The organism is Mucilaginibacter sp. OK283 (assembly GCF_900110415.1).
GTDB lineage: Bacteria > Bacteroidota > Bacteroidia > Sphingobacteriales > Sphingobacteriaceae > Mucilaginibacter.
The window spans coordinates 595307-612580 of record NZ_FODR01000003.1 but is presented as its reverse complement, the minus strand read 5'-3'; the positions used below and the strand labels follow the sequence as shown (position 1 = coordinate 612580).

General features: G+C 45.0%; 13 protein-coding genes. 5 read left to right on the top strand and 8 right to left on the bottom strand.

Annotated elements, in window-relative coordinates; genetic code table 11:
* Nucleotides 1-4: 4 nt before the first annotated feature.
* The 3 genes from BMX56_RS10720 to BMX56_RS10710 all read right to left on the bottom strand — a co-directional run bounded on the left by BMX56_RS10720 (nucleotide 5) and on the right by BMX56_RS10710 (nucleotide 2123).
* Nucleotides 5-847, bottom strand: coding sequence for a universal stress protein (locus tag BMX56_RS10720; protein ID WP_143065425.1), 843 nt, complete (start codon nucleotides 845-847; stop codon nucleotides 5-7).
* A gap of 76 nt (nucleotides 848-923) precedes the next feature.
* A complete protein-coding gene (locus BMX56_RS10715; protein WP_090645954.1) occupies nucleotides 924-1433 on the bottom strand; it encodes a nicotinate-nucleotide adenylyltransferase in 510 nt (169 codons plus the stop codon).
* Nucleotides 1434-1454: 21 nt separating this feature from the next.
* Entirely contained in the window at nucleotides 1455-2123 is a 669-nt protein-coding gene (locus BMX56_RS10710) for a BON domain-containing protein (protein ID WP_090645950.1), read from the bottom strand.
* A gap of 984 nt (nucleotides 2124-3107) precedes the next feature.
* Between BMX56_RS10710 and BMX56_RS10700 the strand changes: the two genes are divergently transcribed.
* From BMX56_RS10700 to BMX56_RS30135, 5 genes are all read left to right on the top strand, one after another.
* Nucleotides 3108-4130 (top strand): SDR family NAD(P)-dependent oxidoreductase, encoded by a 1023-nt coding sequence (locus BMX56_RS10700; RefSeq protein WP_090645943.1) that lies wholly within the window; start codon nucleotides 3108-3110, stop codon nucleotides 4128-4130.
* 32 nt (nucleotides 4131-4162) lie between these two features.
* Nucleotides 4163-4993 (top strand): helix-turn-helix domain-containing protein, encoded by an 831-nt coding sequence (locus BMX56_RS10695; RefSeq protein ID WP_090645939.1) that lies wholly within the window; start codon nucleotides 4163-4165, stop codon nucleotides 4991-4993.
* Between the two features lie 330 nt (nucleotides 4994-5323).
* Entirely contained in the window at nucleotides 5324-6034 is a 711-nt protein-coding gene (locus BMX56_RS10690; RefSeq protein ID WP_090646231.1) for an SDR family NAD(P)-dependent oxidoreductase, read from the top strand.
* Between the two features lie 199 nt (nucleotides 6035-6233).
* On the top strand, nucleotides 6234-6572 hold the full coding sequence (locus tag BMX56_RS10685; protein ID WP_090645935.1) for a zinc ribbon domain-containing protein YjdM: 339 nt from the start codon (nucleotides 6234-6236) through the stop codon (nucleotides 6570-6572).
* A gap of 246 nt (nucleotides 6573-6818) precedes the next feature.
* A complete protein-coding gene (locus tag BMX56_RS30135; RefSeq protein ID WP_177183772.1) occupies nucleotides 6819-6962 on the top strand; it encodes a hypothetical protein in 144 nt (47 codons plus the stop codon).
* 123 nt (nucleotides 6963-7085) lie between these two features.
* Here the strand turns inward: BMX56_RS30135 and BMX56_RS10680 are convergent, their stop codons facing one another.
* The 5 genes from BMX56_RS10680 to BMX56_RS10660 form a co-directional block, all read right to left on the bottom strand.
* Complete coding sequence (locus BMX56_RS10680; protein WP_090645931.1) at nucleotides 7086-9242, bottom strand: glycoside hydrolase family 3 C-terminal domain-containing protein; 2157 nt, start codon at nucleotides 9240-9242, stop codon at nucleotides 7086-7088.
* Between the two features lie 362 nt (nucleotides 9243-9604).
* The gene (locus BMX56_RS10675) at nucleotides 9605-11065 is read right to left on the bottom strand and encodes a cellulase family glycosylhydrolase (RefSeq protein WP_090645926.1); all 1461 of its coding nucleotides are present in this window, start codon (nucleotides 11063-11065) and stop codon (nucleotides 9605-9607) included.
* A gap of 185 nt (nucleotides 11066-11250) precedes the next feature.
* Entirely contained in the window at nucleotides 11251-12471 is a 1221-nt protein-coding gene (locus BMX56_RS10670) for a glycan-binding surface protein (RefSeq protein WP_090645922.1), read from the bottom strand.
* A gap of 34 nt (nucleotides 12472-12505) precedes the next feature.
* Nucleotides 12506-14077 (bottom strand): RagB/SusD family nutrient uptake outer membrane protein, encoded by a 1572-nt coding sequence (locus BMX56_RS10665; protein WP_218152400.1) that lies wholly within the window; start codon nucleotides 14075-14077, stop codon nucleotides 12506-12508.
* A gap of 8 nt (nucleotides 14078-14085) precedes the next feature.
* Entirely contained in the window at nucleotides 14086-17247 is a 3162-nt protein-coding gene (locus BMX56_RS10660; RefSeq protein ID WP_090645914.1) for a SusC/RagA family TonB-linked outer membrane protein, read from the bottom strand.
* Nucleotides 17248-17274 lie beyond the last annotated feature (27 nt).

Below are 17274 nucleotides of genomic sequence, written 5' to 3'. Positions count from 1 at the left end.
TTTATTAAACCATAGGATGGGCAATAAAAACCGGCAGGTTGTTGATCTTGATCAGCAGGTCGGCCGTACTGGCTTTAAACAACCTTGATAACCAATTGCGGCCAAAGGCACCCATGACCAGGCAGGCACTACGCTGCCGCAGTGTATAATCAAACAGCTCATCTTCCGGTTTACCGCGAAGGTCTTTAAAATCGATACGGTGATAATGTTCTTTCAGGTATTCGTACAGTTTTTCTTTCTGATCCCCGCTGAATACGGCATCCTTGTTCGCTTGCAATACGGTGATTTCGGCGTCTTTTAATTCGGGGAATAAATAAGTGAATTGCTTAATCGCAAATACCGATGACGCATTTCCGTCATAGGCGAACAGGATCTTATTGACCGGTTCGGCATGGTGCGGAGCGATCATAACCGGGCATTCAGACTTCGCCAGCAACTCCTTTACTAAACCGGCAGGCACCTCAAGCGGCGAGGATGCAAACAATCCAGGCGGGGTAATAATAATGTCTGCATATCGGCTCTCGCCTATCAGTTCCGCATCAGGAACACCCTGATCGCGGTGTATCTGGCAGTCAACACCCTGTTCTTCGCAGTACCTTTTAAATGCGCTAATATTTTCGGCAACAGCCCGGCCCTTAAATTCTGTTTCAGGTACGTTGCCCGTGTCAATGGTTTCCACAAACACGCTGCCGTAGGCAAATTTTACCCCTGGAACATCTTCTGTGGGTAAATCTTCCAGGAAAACTCCTGTTAGCCGGGAGCCGGTTAGCCGTGCCAGGTAACATGCAAAGGCGGTACTTTGCTGCTCTGTTTTTTCTGCGCCGAGTGCGATCATGATCTTTTTCATATCTTCTATATTTAAGAGGCAGCTTTCGCGAACGTTGTTCACGAAAGCTGTTTGATTGTTTGGTTTCCGTTAAGGGTTAAATGAATTTTCCTTCTCCATTCAATTTTACTTTCATGCGCTTATCGCCGTTTTGCAGCAGCAGCTTAAAGGTTTTATCTGCTTTCTCTTTCTGGTCAAAATAATGAACCTGGTAAACGTCCTCCGAAATATGCCAGTTAGGGAACCGTTGGGTAACGGCGTCCTTTACTGCAGCGGGCAGCTTGGTGTTCTTGAATTTTTCCGCGGTGCGCAGCAGTTTGCCATTTTTATCGTAGGCAGCCAGAATCTTTCCATCGGGGATAAAAAAAGATATATAATATCCGTCATAATCATCGTCATAAAATTCCGACTTTTTCACATCGTAAGCCGCCGCCTTAAACTCCAGCATCCTCACAGGTTGCGCCATCTCGCGGTTATCAGTTGCATTCAGATATTTATAAGTTGATGCGATAATCTTCACTTCGGGGAGGATAACTTGTGCGAATGACCGCACGGCAGCGCCGGTTAAGAGCGTTGCCAGTATAAGTGCTATTTTAAATCGTTTCATGATCTTTAATTTAATGGTGAATTAAAATGCATATTCAGGCTCTTCAACGGTCAGTTTGTTTTCAACGTGATAAACGCCGGGTGCCGCCCAGGCTACGTCTTCCGCATCTTCGCTTTCGGCAAATGAGCGCACTTTACCCGTCAAAACAACCTTGTTGCCAATTGTGCTAACGTTTACTTTGCTGGCATCAACAGTGGCGTTTCTGCGAAAGGCAGCCATGATTTTTTGTTCCATGTCAAATGCGTTTAACTTCGGTTTAATCGTGATCAGGTTAATTACCGAACGCACGCCAGAAAGAGATTGAATGGCCGTTTTGGCATTCACCCGCTGATATTCCCACTCCAGCTCACCTTCCATCGTTACGATGCCATCTTCTACCTTTATTTTAATTTTTTCTTCCGGCACGGCAGAATGCCATTTAAGGGTGTTAAAAACCGCCTCGGCAATCTCCGCATCTGTTTTACCGGCGCCGGGCGATACGCCAATCCGGATATCTTCGGCTATCGCCTTAACACCGGCTACTTTTTTTGCCGCTCTTTCGGCATCTAACTTTTTGGCGTAGGAATCCAAGGTCCCTGACAGGGTCACTATGCCGTTCTTAACGGCAACGCCAATTTCTGATGAATTTAAAAATGGCTGCCATTTCAGTTCATCCATCACGTCTTTTTGAATTTGAATATCTGTTTTCATAACTTCAATAATTAATAAAAGATGTAAATCATAAAGTCAAATAACGACTAAACCAGTGGTAAAGAACATGATGACGGTCAGTATCGGGTATGATCCTGGTCACGTTGGTTGCTTTAAAGCCGAGCCTACTTGCAGAGGCTGATCAGGAACCGGAATAACCGGGGACAGTTTCCTACAACAGGAACTTTGCTCCAGAAAATTCAAACAATGATTCGAGAAATTGTCCCCGTCGCACCGACGAAAAATCTACAGAGGAGCACTCATTTATCGGGATTTGCTCAAAAAAGCTAATATTATCCCTTATTTCAGTGTGATTTGTCTTTTTGCCGAAGTTGATGGCTTTCCTGTCGTTATCAGTATTAACGATAACCGGGCACACTTCTGCAAAAAGATTGCATCCGGTGCAATCCTCTGCATAAATCTGTGATGTATAAGGCGTATAGGGGAAAACCTCTGGCATTGGTACCGGTCGACTAAAACTTTCGGGCGGCACAGCCTGGGGAATAGCCAAAGTGCCCGAAGCAATGCCTGGAATTTTTACCTGGTGTTAATTTTAAACCTTCATCTACCACCCGAAAAAGATCAGTCGTCAATAAGTCTTGCTTATAACCTTGCCGCAATAACAAACGAAATTTGGCGAGATAACTAACTGCTGCTCTTATCAGATGCTCCCAATAGTTTCGCGGAGCTTTTACGCTTAGCAATTCAAGTGAGGTCAATCCTTCACGCTGATGACTGATTATCTGCGGAGCAGCCGGCCGGCTTTGTGTGGCAAACTTTTTCAAAAAAAGCCAGCAGGTAGCCGATTGCCTGCGGTAGAAAAGGAATATAAAAATCTTTAACATTCAAATTTAAGCACAATGCAAAAAAATGTGTTGACGAAAAGTCAAGATATAATTGACGTTTTGAACAAAGTAATTTGACGCTTTAAACAAAACAGGCTGATGCATGGACAGCTACTTTTGTCTTATAAAAACAGCGAAAATGAAATTAAACGACAATTACAACGGAGCCCTGCAGCAATCCCTTCATTCCGGGTTTGGCATTGCCTCCACCGCCCGGGATGTTATCAAAGGAATTGATTTGAATGGTAAAACGGCCATTGTTACCGGTGGCTACGCAGGTATAGGGCTTGAAACGGTGAAAACCCTTGTGGCGGCCGGCGCTAAAGTAATTATACCGGCCCGCGATAGTAATAAGGCCGCAAACAATTTAGCAGGTATGAATAATGTAACCATCGAACAAATGGACCTGATGGATGCTAAATCTATAACGGCCTTTGCCGGGCGGTTCATGGCAGCGAATGATGCCCTTCATATCCTTATCAATAATGCCGGTATTATGTGGGTGCCGCTGCTGCGCGATAAGGATGGAAATGAATCACAATTATCTACCAATCATTTCGGCCATTTTCAGCTTACCGCGGAACTTTGGCCAGCTTTAAAGGAAGCCAATGGCGCGCGCGTGATAAATGTGTCTTCCTTCGGGCATCAGATAGCTCCGTTCAATTTCGAAGACCCCAATTTTATTCATCGCCCGTACGAAACTTTACAGGGTTACGGGCAATCCAAAACGGCCAATAACCTTTTCGCCGTAGAACTTGACTATCGCGGGAAAGAATTTAATGTCAGGGCCTTTTCCGTGCACCCCGGTGCTGTGATCGGTACCGACCTTGCGCGTGTTGCGCCGGTCACTTTATTTCAGCAAATGGGTACCCATGATCAAAATGGAAATCTATTTCCTGATGTAGCGGCCAAACTAAAAAATGTTGCTCAAGGGGCCGCCACATCGGTTTGGTGCGCTACCAGCCCGCAATTGAACGGCATTGGCGGCGTTTATTGTGAAAATTCAGATGTAGCCGAGCTGGATAAAGGAAATATTGAACATCATTATAATGACCCTTCATCCCTGAGAGGGGTGCAGCCCTATTCCGTTGATGCGGAAAACGCGCAAAAGTTGTGGACATTGACGGAAGAAATGACCGCGGTACGGTTTCCGGTTAAGTGACGTTTTTTTAATTTGTAGATTTACACTTAAGTATGACATTTGAAACCAAATATATTACGGCTGACATTAAGCTTTCGGAATTTAAAGGTAAACTCTTTAAAACCGAAGTGATGTTTGAGCACCATATCCTGGTTTGGTTCTTATCCGGCGAAACAAAGATCATACAAGCTGACGCAACGCAAGTGTTTAATGCCGGTGATATTTTTTTAATACCCCGTAACCAGTTGGCTACTGTTATTAATTATCCAAAGGACGGGCGATCACACGCGGCGGTAGCGATGCACCTGACCCAGGAGCGGTTAAAGGATTTTTACGCCAGGCATCAGGCGGTCGGCAGAGCGGAGCCTTTTAAAAAAATCTATAGTTTTTCAAAACATCCCTTGTTGGAAAGCTGCCTGGCATCCCTGATCCCTTATTTTGACTTGGGTGAAAATCTGCCGCCGGATATAGCTGAGCTGAAAATTGAAGAAGCCATTCGAATATTAAGATCGGTGGATAAAAATGTCGACGGTTTACTGGCTGACTTCGAACCGCCTGGTAAAATAAACCTGACGGATTTTATGGAGCGGCATTATATGTTCAATATGACCTTGGATAGATTTGCCTACCTGACCGGGCGTAGCCTGGCCACTTTCCGTCGGGATTTTAAGAAGTCATTCAATGCCACACCGCAAAACTGGCTCACCAAAAAAAGGCTGGAGCTGGCGCATTACCAGTTATCGGAAAAGCAGCGCAAAGCCAGCGATGTATATATGGAAGCAGGCTTTGAAAACCTGTCGCATTTCTCTTATGCTTTTAAAAATCAGTTTGGTTACTCGCCTAACGCCCTATTGATAAAAAGCGTTCCGCGCGTATACAGGTAAGCCGGGCAGCTTGGCAGGGTTGTTTGTCGCGGCTGGAGATTAATTCACAACCACCCTGCCGCTTCTTCAAACCCTTCACGGGTATCCTGGAGTTGGATTTAGTTGACTTCAAAAACCTATCAGCTACCGCAGGAATTTCCGTTTTTAAACTGGCATGATCTTCCCGCCAGGTGGCAATACAGACCTCATTATATTGCGGTTTTTATTGACCTTGCGGAAGACGGGGACCATCTCGCCCTCAAAATAGCTGTAGTAGGTTTAATAAATCCAGAAAAAAGGCATTGGCCTTTTCATCGCAACAAAGATAATTTAGCTTTGTTGTCAAATACAATGGCAAAGATATTTATCACAGGTTCCGCGGATGGTTTGGGCCAGCTGGCGGCCAGGGAATTAGTAAAACAGGGACATGAAGTGGTGCTGCATGCCCGTAATGAAAAAAGAGGGCAAGAGGCGCTGGAAAACTTGCCCGGCGCTATTGATATACTTATAGCAGACTTAGCAGATATGGAGGCCATGAAGACATTGGCCGAAAACGCTAATGCATTGGGGACTTTTGATGCGGTAATTCATAACGCAGGCATTTACCAAACCAGTGCACAACAATTGTTACATGTAAATACGCTGGCACCGTATATATTAACTGCTTTGATGCACAAGCCTGAACGGCTGATTTATTTAAGTTCAGGAATGCATTTATCAGGTCACCCGGAATGGACAGCTAAGCCTTCCTATGCCGATACCAAACTGCATGTGCTCATGTTAGCCAAAGCGTTGGCCAGAAAATGGCCGGGGTTGAAGGCCAATGCCGTCGATCCGGGCTGGGTACCCACCAGGATGGGCGGTGCAGGTGCACCTGATGACCTGGAACAAGGCTATCAAACGCAGGTTTGGCTGGCTGCAAGCAATGAACCAGGCGCACTGGTCAGCGGGCAATACTTTCACCACCAAAAACAGGCACCTTATAACCGTTCGGCGGATGATGCCGGCAGGCAGGATGAACTGCTGGTCAATTGTGCCCGGTTGACAGGTATTTCCCTTTAACCGGCTTATCACCAACCGACCCGGGTCAATGTATTCTAAAATAGCCGACAGCGCATGAACATTTGCGTTCCACTCAAAAGCATTCGGTATGGTCAGGAGCGTATCCGCCTCCTGGATGGTTTCGTCCTTTGCCTGTTCATTACCAGTAAATGTTTGGGCGTTAATTGTTACCTTTGGGCTTTCAATATATTGAATAGCTATGACTGAACTTGCACCTTGTCCGATCTGCCAATCCCCTTATACTTATGAACAAGAGAGCTTACTCGTATGTCCCGAATGCGGGCATGAGTGGAGTTCTTCGGGAGAGCTTCCAGTTGAGGAATCCTTTGTAGTAAGAGACAGTAACGGTAATACGCTGCAGGATGGCGATACGGTGGTGACAATTAAAAACCTCCCTGTAAAAGGTACCTCCCAAACTATCAAAGCCGGCACGAAGGTCAAAAACATTCGTTTGGTAGACAGCGATCACAATATCGACTGTAAGATCGAGGGTTTCGGCGCGATGGCGCTAAAATCAGAATTCGTTAAAAAAGCCTGATCACTGTTTCCTGTAGCCAATAGGAGCTCATCGTTCCGCTCAATTTATTGGCGCCTTACCTGGCACATTTCCCAATGGCTCGCTTGAAGAGGTAAACGGAGTTTGAATGATGTAATAGCCGGTTGTAGGTGCTTTCGGGGTTCTCCAATTGTTTGTGCGCAGCAGGGCCTTCCATTAAATTATAAGCCTCTTTGGTGGTGGTGCTGCACGCCTGGTTTTGAAATTATAGCCGACGGTTAAAATCGCTTGATTGGATCAAGCGATGGATGCCTGGCTACGCCAGGTGCCGGCGTATGGGACAACGCTATGGCTACAATTATTATTGAAGATAGTGACGCATTCCGGATCATTTGCGATAAAATAATTATTTTCGTTCAATACCACCCTTGATTTTGAGCAAGACTAAAAACGGTGCCGGCCAAAACAAAAAAAGGTCATCAATATCACTTTCATAAAAATGAGCGTGTTTTTGAATTATAGAATAAGACACTTAGTTGTGACCCCATCCAATATTTATTTAACCGATACTTTCACTTTCTGGATGATGTTACGCGACGAATTACCTAACTGAAGGATGTATTCTCCGGCTTCTGCATTCCATCCTTTTTTTGTTTCGTCATAAAAAGCCAGATCGCCAACCTTTACATCCAGTTCGACGGTTTTTGTTTCACGGGGCTTTAAAAATATCTTTTTAAAACCTTTAAGCTCTTTTTCAGGACGCAGAACCGAACAAACCGGGTCGCTTACATACAATTGCGCAACTTCGGCGCCATAACGGTTGCCTGTATTTTTGATGGTAAATTTTGCACGGATGGTTTCATTTTTCCCGTAGCTTGATTTATCTGTAGAAAGTTTGCTGACAGAAAATTCAGTATAGGAAAGCCCATAACCAAATGGAAACTGCGGTTGAATTTTCTTGGTGTCGTACCAGCGGTACCCAACCAGTATACCCTCTTTATATTCGGCCGTAGCGTCTTTACCCGGATAAGTATTTAAAGCGAAAGCAGGGGAATCTTTTAACGATACCGGAAAAGTAAATGGCAATTTGCCTGACGGGTTTACAACACCTTTTAATACATCGGCCAGTGCATTACCGGCCTCTGAACCGTTAAACCACGACCAAACAACTGCATGGTTGGATTTTTTGATTTCATTCAGATTATACGGAGCGCCGGCCATGATTACAATAATAGTATTGGGGTTGGCTGCGGTAACCGCGTTAACCAAGGCCTGCTCGCCAAAAGGCAGTTCCAGGTTTTTACGGTCATGGGCTTCACTTTCATATTCACGATTGGAACCGATGCATAAAATGGCTACATCGCTAACTTTCGCAAGCGCTACTGCCTCATCAATCAGTTTTTGATCGGGTTGGTCATAACCGCGGTTTTGTTCATCACTATTACTTGCCAGGTAGTTTGCTTTGTAGCCCTGGGCAAAGCTGATACCGGCCGTTTTACCAAACCTTGATTTTATACCGTCTAATGCTGTTATCTCGTGTTGCGCTTTTACGCCGGCCCCATAACCGCCTAAAGCAAATGTGCGGGTAGCATTATCGCCGATGACAGCAATACTTTTAATGTTACCCGTTTTTAAAGGCAACAAATGGTTGTCGTTTTTTAACAACACGATGGATTCCGAGGCAATATCATAGGCGGCTTTGGCATGCGCCGGTGTAGCGATAGACCCTTTAGGATGGTTAGTACTCATGGAGGTGTGGTACATTACCCACAAAATCCTGCGCACTTTATCATCAATTGTTTTTACCGGAACCTGGCCTTCCTTAACAGCTTTTAGTAAGGGTTGGGCAAAATACCACTGATCATACGGTCCGCTTGATCCCATTTCAATATCCAGCCCGTTGTTGGCCGCTGCAACGGTATGATGCGTCCCCGACCAATCTGACATGACCAATCCTTTAAAGCCCCATTCGTTTTTTAGCACTTTATTTAATAAAAAATCATTCTCGGAACACCAATAGCCGTTCAGCTTATTGTAGGCCGACATAATGGTGTAGGCATTACCCTGCTGTACGGCTGCTTTAAATGCCGGGAAATAAATTTCGCGTAAAGCCCTTTCATCGACTATGGTGTTTACGCTATCGCGGTTAAGTTCCTGGTTATTGGCAGCAAAATGTTTTATACAGGCTGCTACATGCTGGCTTTGAATCCCTTTTACTGATTGAACAGCCAATTGGCTGTTTAAATAAGGATCTTCCGAATAATATTCATAGGTGCGGCCGCATAGGGGCATTCTGCAAATATTGAATGCAGGTGCAAGCATTACAATCTTTTTACGGGCATTGGCTTCCTCGCCTATAACCACACCGTACCGGTTGGCCATTATGGGGTTCCAGGTGGCTGCAATTGCCGAACCATTTGGTAAAAACGTGGCAGAATCGGTTGTCCAGTTAGCCGATGCCCAGTCAAAGCGTTTTATTTCTTCACGTACACCCAGGGGGCCGTCATCGCAGGTAAGCTCCGGAATACCTAAACGGCTTACGCCTGCCGAAGAAAATAACGCGTTGCCGTGAAGCATGTCTATTTTTTCTTTCAATGTCATTTTACTGACGATGCTGTTGATCTTCCCTTTAAGTGCAACCTCGCTTTTGTTTTGTGCCGAAACTCCGCCGGCCACGAAAAATGCCATAAAACAGGCAATGGTATATTTCATAAAATGTTATTTCTTTTCTTCTTGTCGGTGCTATTTATCTGCAGCTGTGATTCGACAGCAGATGCTTTTAACCCCCGCGATATTGCTTTACCATGAATATTGTTGCTACAGATAATGTGGAGATAATTACCAAGAGCGCTGTTGCTGCTATATTAACATGTGATTATTTTTTCCATCCCGAACTGGCAGTAAGCTTTGAATAATTTGATGGCTCCACCCTGCACCGTCGGGAATTTTTTTCTTATCAATTTCCCTTAAACTTTCTATTGTAAACTACCAGCCTGCATTGGTTATGCTGATAAATAAAACCGGTGTGGTGTAAAAAATGCCCGGGCCTTTTGGTAAAAGCCACAGGCATTCATTTAATTGGCGCCTGCCTTGATGGCAACAATAGTACGCTGATCTTTTACTGTATAATTTCGTCTGTCTAAAGCGCCGCCTGTATCCCAAAAAAATGGCAGCATGCCGTTGGATTTCGCTTGCTTCGTAACATAGGTATTCCAATAATCTACTGCGCCCTCGTGCGTTGGCAGATCTAAAGGAACATGCGCGCTATTGTCACGCCTGTAGGCGCCATACTCCCCTAAAAGGACGGGAATTCCCTTGTCGACAAATTTTGTCTTCATTCTATTGAAAGAGGCATCAACATCACTTTCTTCGCCCCAGGTGGCATTTCGTTCAGGTTCGATAGTTGAATGGTGCCCCGCACCCCAATAATAAAACATTTTACCCCAGCTGGCATCATTGTCCAGCAGGCAGCAGAATTGAAACGGCGAGTAATAATGCACCTCAACCATCAACCGGGCTGCCGCCTGGTCCTGCGGAAGGGATGTCATATAATCACTTGTTTTTTCCATGTTGGTAGAAGGGCCCTGAAGCACCAATATCCGATAAGCGTTTTTACCGCCGGTTGATCTGACTGCGTTAATAAAGGTTTGATGATAGGTAGAAAGTATTGCTGTTGCCGCGGCATCATCTGCAGCCGGCTCATTGGCGCTGGCAAACATCAGGTGTTCGTCAAAATCGCGCATGGCCGTTGCAATTTGTTCCCATAGTGCCTTTTGTTTAGCGTTAACAGAATCTTGCTTTACCTTGGTAATGTTATTTTCAAGCCAGCCGCCATCCCAATGTATATTGAGTAAGACATACATATCATTTTTTACGCAATACCCCACCACTTCTTTCACCCTGTTAAGCCAGTTGGCGTCTATTTGTGCAGTTGCCTGGTTACTTAGATGGCCCATGTTCCAGGCACATGGAAGGCGTATAGCGTTAAAGCCCTGCTGTTTTACAAATTTTACATAATCTTCGGTGATAAGCGGATTGCCCCAGCCTGTTTCGCCACCAGAAGCTTCCAGGGTATTACCGATATTCCATCCTAATTTTATTTTAGCGGCCAACTGAACAGCATTACTGCTCATTCCCGTTGCGTCAGCTGCTTTTGGCGAGGTATTATAAGTTGGATAGATAGTGGTTGCCTGCGACACCGTTACCCTTCTTGACTGGCCATTAGACGAACTAACTTCTAAAACGATGGAGCGTGTTAGCCCTGTGGCATTTTGCGACAGCGTTGTTACATGAATGACAGTACTGCCGCTGTTACCAGATGTTGTATTCAATTGCAGCCACGAAGAACCCGGATTGCTGATGTTCCATGTGGCATTGCTTGCAACAGAAAAGTCCTGCGTTCCGCCTTCGGGCGTAAATGTAATTACGGACTGATTAACTGTTAATTCTGCGGCTGGATTATTCGCCTTTTTACAGGAAAAAAAAGAAGCAATCGCAACAAAAAATAATACTCTTAAAAAATTCAATGTTTTCATTTTTATAATATTTAAGCCCTTTTAGCAGAACCACACATTTTGCGCACTTTTCAGACTATTTATGACCAAACAAATAAGGACGACACCCGTCTGAGAAAGTGCTGAGCCGATGAGGCCTAAAAAAATGCCGGGACCTCTCGGTAAAGGCCCCAGGCATCCACTTATATTCAACTAAAACTCTCTTCTTATTTTATTCTTACTACCCTGATATTGTCAACAGCTATCTCAGAAGTTTTGATGGTAGTTGTGCCGTCGTTAATAAATGTAACATTGATAGCACCCGCCCCCTCGGCCCCAAGCAACTCCGTCAGGCTGGCGGCTGGGATTCCCGTACCATTATTTGTTCTGAACTCTGATAGTGGTATGGTTACCGTTTGCCAGCCCTTTGTAGTAAACTGCGTTGTTGAACCGTTGGCATTCTTCCAGGGGCGATAAATGGCCGAATATGTCCAGGAGTAATCTTTAACAATCTGGATAGCACCGGCCGACCATGGCGTAGTTACAGATACTTCAAACTTTAAAGCATAATGGTCCACTGTATCCTTTAAGCTGGCTTTAGGTACCCACTGCGCCCCATTTGTATTGATGGACCGCCCGCCATTCCACCAGGATCCGTCTCCCGCGGGAATGTTAGTTGATTGCAATAGCCCATAATAGCCATTATTACCAGGATAGGCTGCAGAGCTGTTAGACGTGCCCGATCCCCATGAAAAGTTATTTACATTATCATAATTATTCAACACGCCTGTTACAAAGTCATGCACCTTATAAACAGAGGTGGCCGAACCTGATTTTGTTGTAACACTTACAATACCGCCTGTTTGCGTAACACCCGCAGGTACTGCCAGGCTGATACTGGTACCATCATTTGATGATTTATAACTGGTAATATTAATCCCGGCATAGGTAACGCTTTTTATAAAGAAAAAGCTTAGGCCGTTGATTTTAACCGAGTCGCCAGGGTTGGCATCTTCATTAGAAACGCCGGTAATTGTAGGCGCTGGTGCAACAATAGGGAACGAAAACGTAGTTTGCCCATGGTTGGTAACGTACTGAATAGTATTCAGCTTATCTGAAGGTACCGAAGGGAACGCGATAACCGCCGGGATTAAGACGATTGCACTGGTATCTGAAAACCAGGCATCGTTAAAAGAGCCTTTTACCCCGTCAAAATTAATAGCGAGCGCACCTTTTAAATTTTTACCTGAAATTACAACCCACTGGCCCGTGCCTACGCTGCTTAAAAGCGAATCACCGGGATGGGCTACATAATTGCGTATAGCGGTAATTACCGGGGTGCCTTTTGATGGTGAAGCATCCTTTTTACAGCCCGGCTGCATAACAACCACCGCGGCAAGCAAGGCAAGCACCAGGCAGCCTTTAATATGATAAATTAATTTTTTCATGATGTTTAAATTATATCAATGATCAAGAATACTGTTAATAATAAGCTACAGGTTCCTCCAGCAGCTTGGGATCGGCGGTTTGATCATTTGCCGGTATAGGCAGCGTAAATGTTGCAACTGTGGCCGGGGTGATGATCAATCCGTTAGGCGACGGCGTTTTTACGCCTGTAGCTTGACTGTAGGTAAACTGTTGCCTTTTTTGACCGTTAAGAGAATTAATGGCTGCCTGCGGTTTATAGTAAGATAAACGAACTAAATCAAACCAGTACTGGCCTTCAAATGCCAGTTCAATCCGCCGTTCTTTCCAGATCATATCTGGCGTAATACTCGTAACCGTGCTTACCCCGGCCCTGCTGCGTACAGCATTAAAATATTGTAGCGCCTGCTGGTTAGCAGTAGAAGCGTTGTTGCCTAACAAGGCTTCGGCATATACCAGGTATACATCGGCCAGGCGTAAAACGGTGTTATGCTCGATGGACGACCATAGGTCCATAGTAGGCGAATTATTATCTGCAGCAGTACCAACAATGTGTTTTTTAACATTTACACCCGTAGCGGTATACCCGCCATTTGCGGCGTTAAGCTCAGGATATTTATCGCCGGTAAGCATATATGTGGCTTTGCGGCGCACGGAGTCATCCATGCTGTACTCGTTAGCCAAATCAAGGGTTGGGCCAATGGCGCCGCCCCAGCCACCGCCGCCGGTAACCAGGCTGCCGCTGGGGGCAAATTGAGCCTGTATAGCGTTACCTTGCCCATAGCCTACACCTGGCGCCCATTGAAAAGCAAATAATGATTCGGGGTTATCATTATACTGGGTCCTGAAAAGGTTGTAATAGCTTGGTAACAACGTTAAACCACTGGTGTTGCAAACATTGCCGGCGTAATACGCGGCACTATCAAGGTCAGATTGTTTGCGGGTGCCGTTTTGGCCTAAACCTGCCCTGGTTAAATATACCTTTGCCAGCAAGCCCTGTGCCGACCATGTAGTTACGCGTCCTGGCTGATCTGCTCTTGGCAAATTAGCTGCAGCATATCTTAAATCATTTATAATGAATTTATAAACGTCGGTAAGCTTATGACGGGGCACCAGCGGATTTGCTATCAGCTTATCATTATCTTCAATAATTGGCACAGCACCCCATAATTGGGCGATAAAGAAATAAGACGTTGCCCTTATAAACTTCAACTCGCCAAGCGCGCCTTTTTTACTGCTTGCAGCCACACTATCCGGAAGGCTGGTGTTAATGGCCTTTATATTGATGTTGCAATGGGCAACTATATCGTAAAAAGACTGCCATGACTGGGTGATATAAGAGTTTTGACTTGTAATAGAAAAGGTAGTAAACTGAACCAGATCGGCGTTATAAGGCTGCAACATATTGCCGCTCATGATATCGCCAACACCAAGCAATGGAAAATTGTTCCAGTTAGCCCAGGGCTGGGCATAAAGCGCCGCAGTAGCCAATCTTAAATCCGAGCCACTTTTATAAAAGTTATCTTTGGTTATGCCGGTTAAAGGCGGCCTGTTAAGGTAATCCTTTTTACAGCTGCTTATCATGACGATAAACAGCAGTACCATATTTATTTTTATGAGTTTCATCATCTTGAATTTTAATTATTTAGCGATACGTTAAGACCAACTGTGTAAACACGCGGCTGAGCATAATATCCGTTATCAATACCTGCAGCTAAAGGGTTCCAGGAACCAATTTCCGGGTCATAGCCACTATATTTGGTAATGGTGAAAACATTGGTAACGTTAACATACACCCGTAATGACCGTAGTTTGATCTTATTTAAAATGTTGTTTGAAAAGCTGTACCCCAAGGCGATACTTTTACATTTTAAAAACGACCCATTTTCGATGTATTTGTCAGAAAAACGCTGATTGTCGTTACCACTGCTCTGGCTTATCCGCATAATATTGGTAGATGGGTTTGTGATATATACGTTGTTAATATCCGATGCAGAGCCGGTCGGGTCAATCAGCCCGATCTTGGCATAGTTGAGCACAGAAGGGAAATAGCCAAAATTTTGGTTAGGATTCTCGCCGTTTACCTTTATCTGGTTATAAACTTTATTGCCGTAATTGCCCACCATAAAAACATTCAGGTCGAAATTTTTATAGTTAATGCCGTTATTGATCCCGAACTGGAACTTGGGTAAAGGCGATCCTAAAAAGGTTTGGTCACGGGCGTCAATTATCCCGTCGCCATTAATATCCTTAAAAATAACATCACCTACCCAAACACCGCCCGATCCGGGAGTTATAGGTATGGAGCCGCCTCCGTTTTGGGATAGCGCCGGATATTTAGTAAAGTCGGCGGCGTTTTTGTAAATGCCCAATACCTGGTAACCGTAAAACTCGCCGATTGACCGGCCAACTACAGTTTTGGTTACTGAGCCGTTTATTGCGGGGGTACCATCAACCAAAGCGAGTACTTTGTTCACATTCCTGGAAAAGTTAATATTGGTGTTCCAGTTAAAGTTTTTTGATCTCACGTTTTGGGTCGACAATGTAAACTCAAATCCCCGGTTGCCCACCGCGCCTATATTTACGTAAGGCGCCTGCACTGCTCCCGGCGAAAATCCGCCCGAAGCGAATGTGCCGGAGTAGTAAGGCATGGTAAGGCTTAGTAACAGGTTATTTGTTTTGCGGTAGTACGCGTCGACAGAAAATCCTATCCGCCCGTTTAGCACAGACGCATCCAGACCAACGTTGTACGATCTTGTAGTTTCCCACTTGATATCAGGATTACCCGTTGTGCTGGTTATCTGCGAGTTGCCCGACAAGCCGGTGGGGATTGTGCTTAATGTTGAACCATAAGCATATTCGGCGATATTTTGATTGTTTACCAGGCCATAACCAACCCTAAGTTTAAGATCATTAATAGCCCTTACACCTTTAAGAAAGCTCTCGTGGTTTATCTTCCATGCCAGCGCGCCAGAGTAAGTAGTATTCCACCGGTGTGCTTCGGCAAATTTTGATGAGCCGTCATGACGTACCGTAGCCGTTAACAAATACCGGTCATCATAGGTAAAGTTGGCCCGGCCAAAATAGGCTTCTAAAGATCCCTGCCCTTTTACACCGGTATTGGTAGCGGTTGTTGCATCGCCGCTGCTTATCGTTTGCACGTTATTACTTGCAAAATTGGTGCGCGTACCCGAAACACCGCTGCTTTTGAGCAATTGGGCTTCGTGGCCCGCCACTACGTTAACATAGTATTTTTTGGCAAACGTATGCTGGTAAGTTAAATAATTGGAGATTGAATTGTAAAAATTTTGCGCGCTTGTTGCCGTGCCGCTATTGGTGGTTTTGGAGTAAGCACCCATAACATACGATGGATTGAAATAATCCTCAGTGGCAAAGTCAAAGTTTCCGGCTACTTCATTGCGCAGGGTAAGTTCACGGGTAAATTGTATTTCGGCATAAGCATTACCCATTAATTGGTAACGGCTTTTAAAATCCTTTACAATAGTAGCTATCGCAAAGGGATTGGTACCGGTTGCGCCATAAATGTTAGGATCATTGCCGCCCCATGTGCCATCGGGGTTTACTACATTTACATCCGGGGTTTGGTTAAGGGCCTGTAAAATTACCCCGGTATTGGAAGTAGCCACATTTTCGGCCACGTGCGCCATATTCAGGTTTACGCCAACCTTTAACCAGTTGGTGGTTTTGTTATCGATGTTTGCCTTTATAGAAGTTCTTTTAAAATCAGAGCCCAGCGCAATCCCCTGCTGTGAAAAATAGGTACCCGATAAATAATATTTTGTCCGGTCATCACCGCCGCTGATAGCTATATTATGGTTTAGCATTGGCGCTGTACGGTACAGGGCTTTTTGCCAGTTGGTACCTACCCCCAGGTATTGCGGATTGGCAAACTGCGGCCGTTTATCGTAACCGATGATGTCGCTCTTTTCATTCATGAAAGTGGCGTATTGCCGCAAATCCATTGCATCATAATACTTGGGTAATTTTTGCCAGCCCTGGTAACCATCATAGCTGATAAGCGGCGGCCCGGAGGCTCCCTTTTTTGTGGTAATAATAATAACACCATTGGATGCCTGTGAACCATAAATAGCTGTGGCCGAAGCATCTTTTAACACATCGATAGAGGCAATATCCGAAGGGTTTATGCTGGATAGCGGATTGGTACCGTTGCCCGGTATAGCCGACTGTCCGTTGGGCGGTATTTGCACACCATCGATAACGTATAATGGCGGCGCGCCTAAGAAACCGCCCAAACCGCGGATCTGCACGTTTACATCACCACCCGGCTGGCCAGATACCTGCTGTATTACAACACCTGCAACCTTGCCCTGCATGGCCTGATCAAAGGTTGTTGGCTGGGTTTTAAGAAGATCGGCCGATGTAATTGACGATATAGATCCGGTAAGGTCGCTTCGCCTTTTGGTGCCATAGCCAATTACCACAACCTCGTTCAAATCGTTGGTTGATGGTTTAAGCACTACGTTGATAACCGAAGATGAGCCTACAAATATTTGCTGGGTAGTAAAGCTTAAAAAACTAAATACCAGCACATCGCCGGGTTTTGCATTAATGGCATAGCTGCCATCAACACCAGATAAAGTGCCGGTTGCTGCATTCTTTACTTTAACGGTTACACCGGGCAATGGTCCGGTATTATCGGCGCTGGTAATTTTACCTGTAATTTTTATGGTTTGCGCATAGCCCGTGAGGCTTAGCAACAGCATAGCCATTAGCAGCAATGCACCATGTCTTAATCTTTTTCGTAAATTTTTTTCCATGTTAATTGGGGTTCATAATTAATTGAT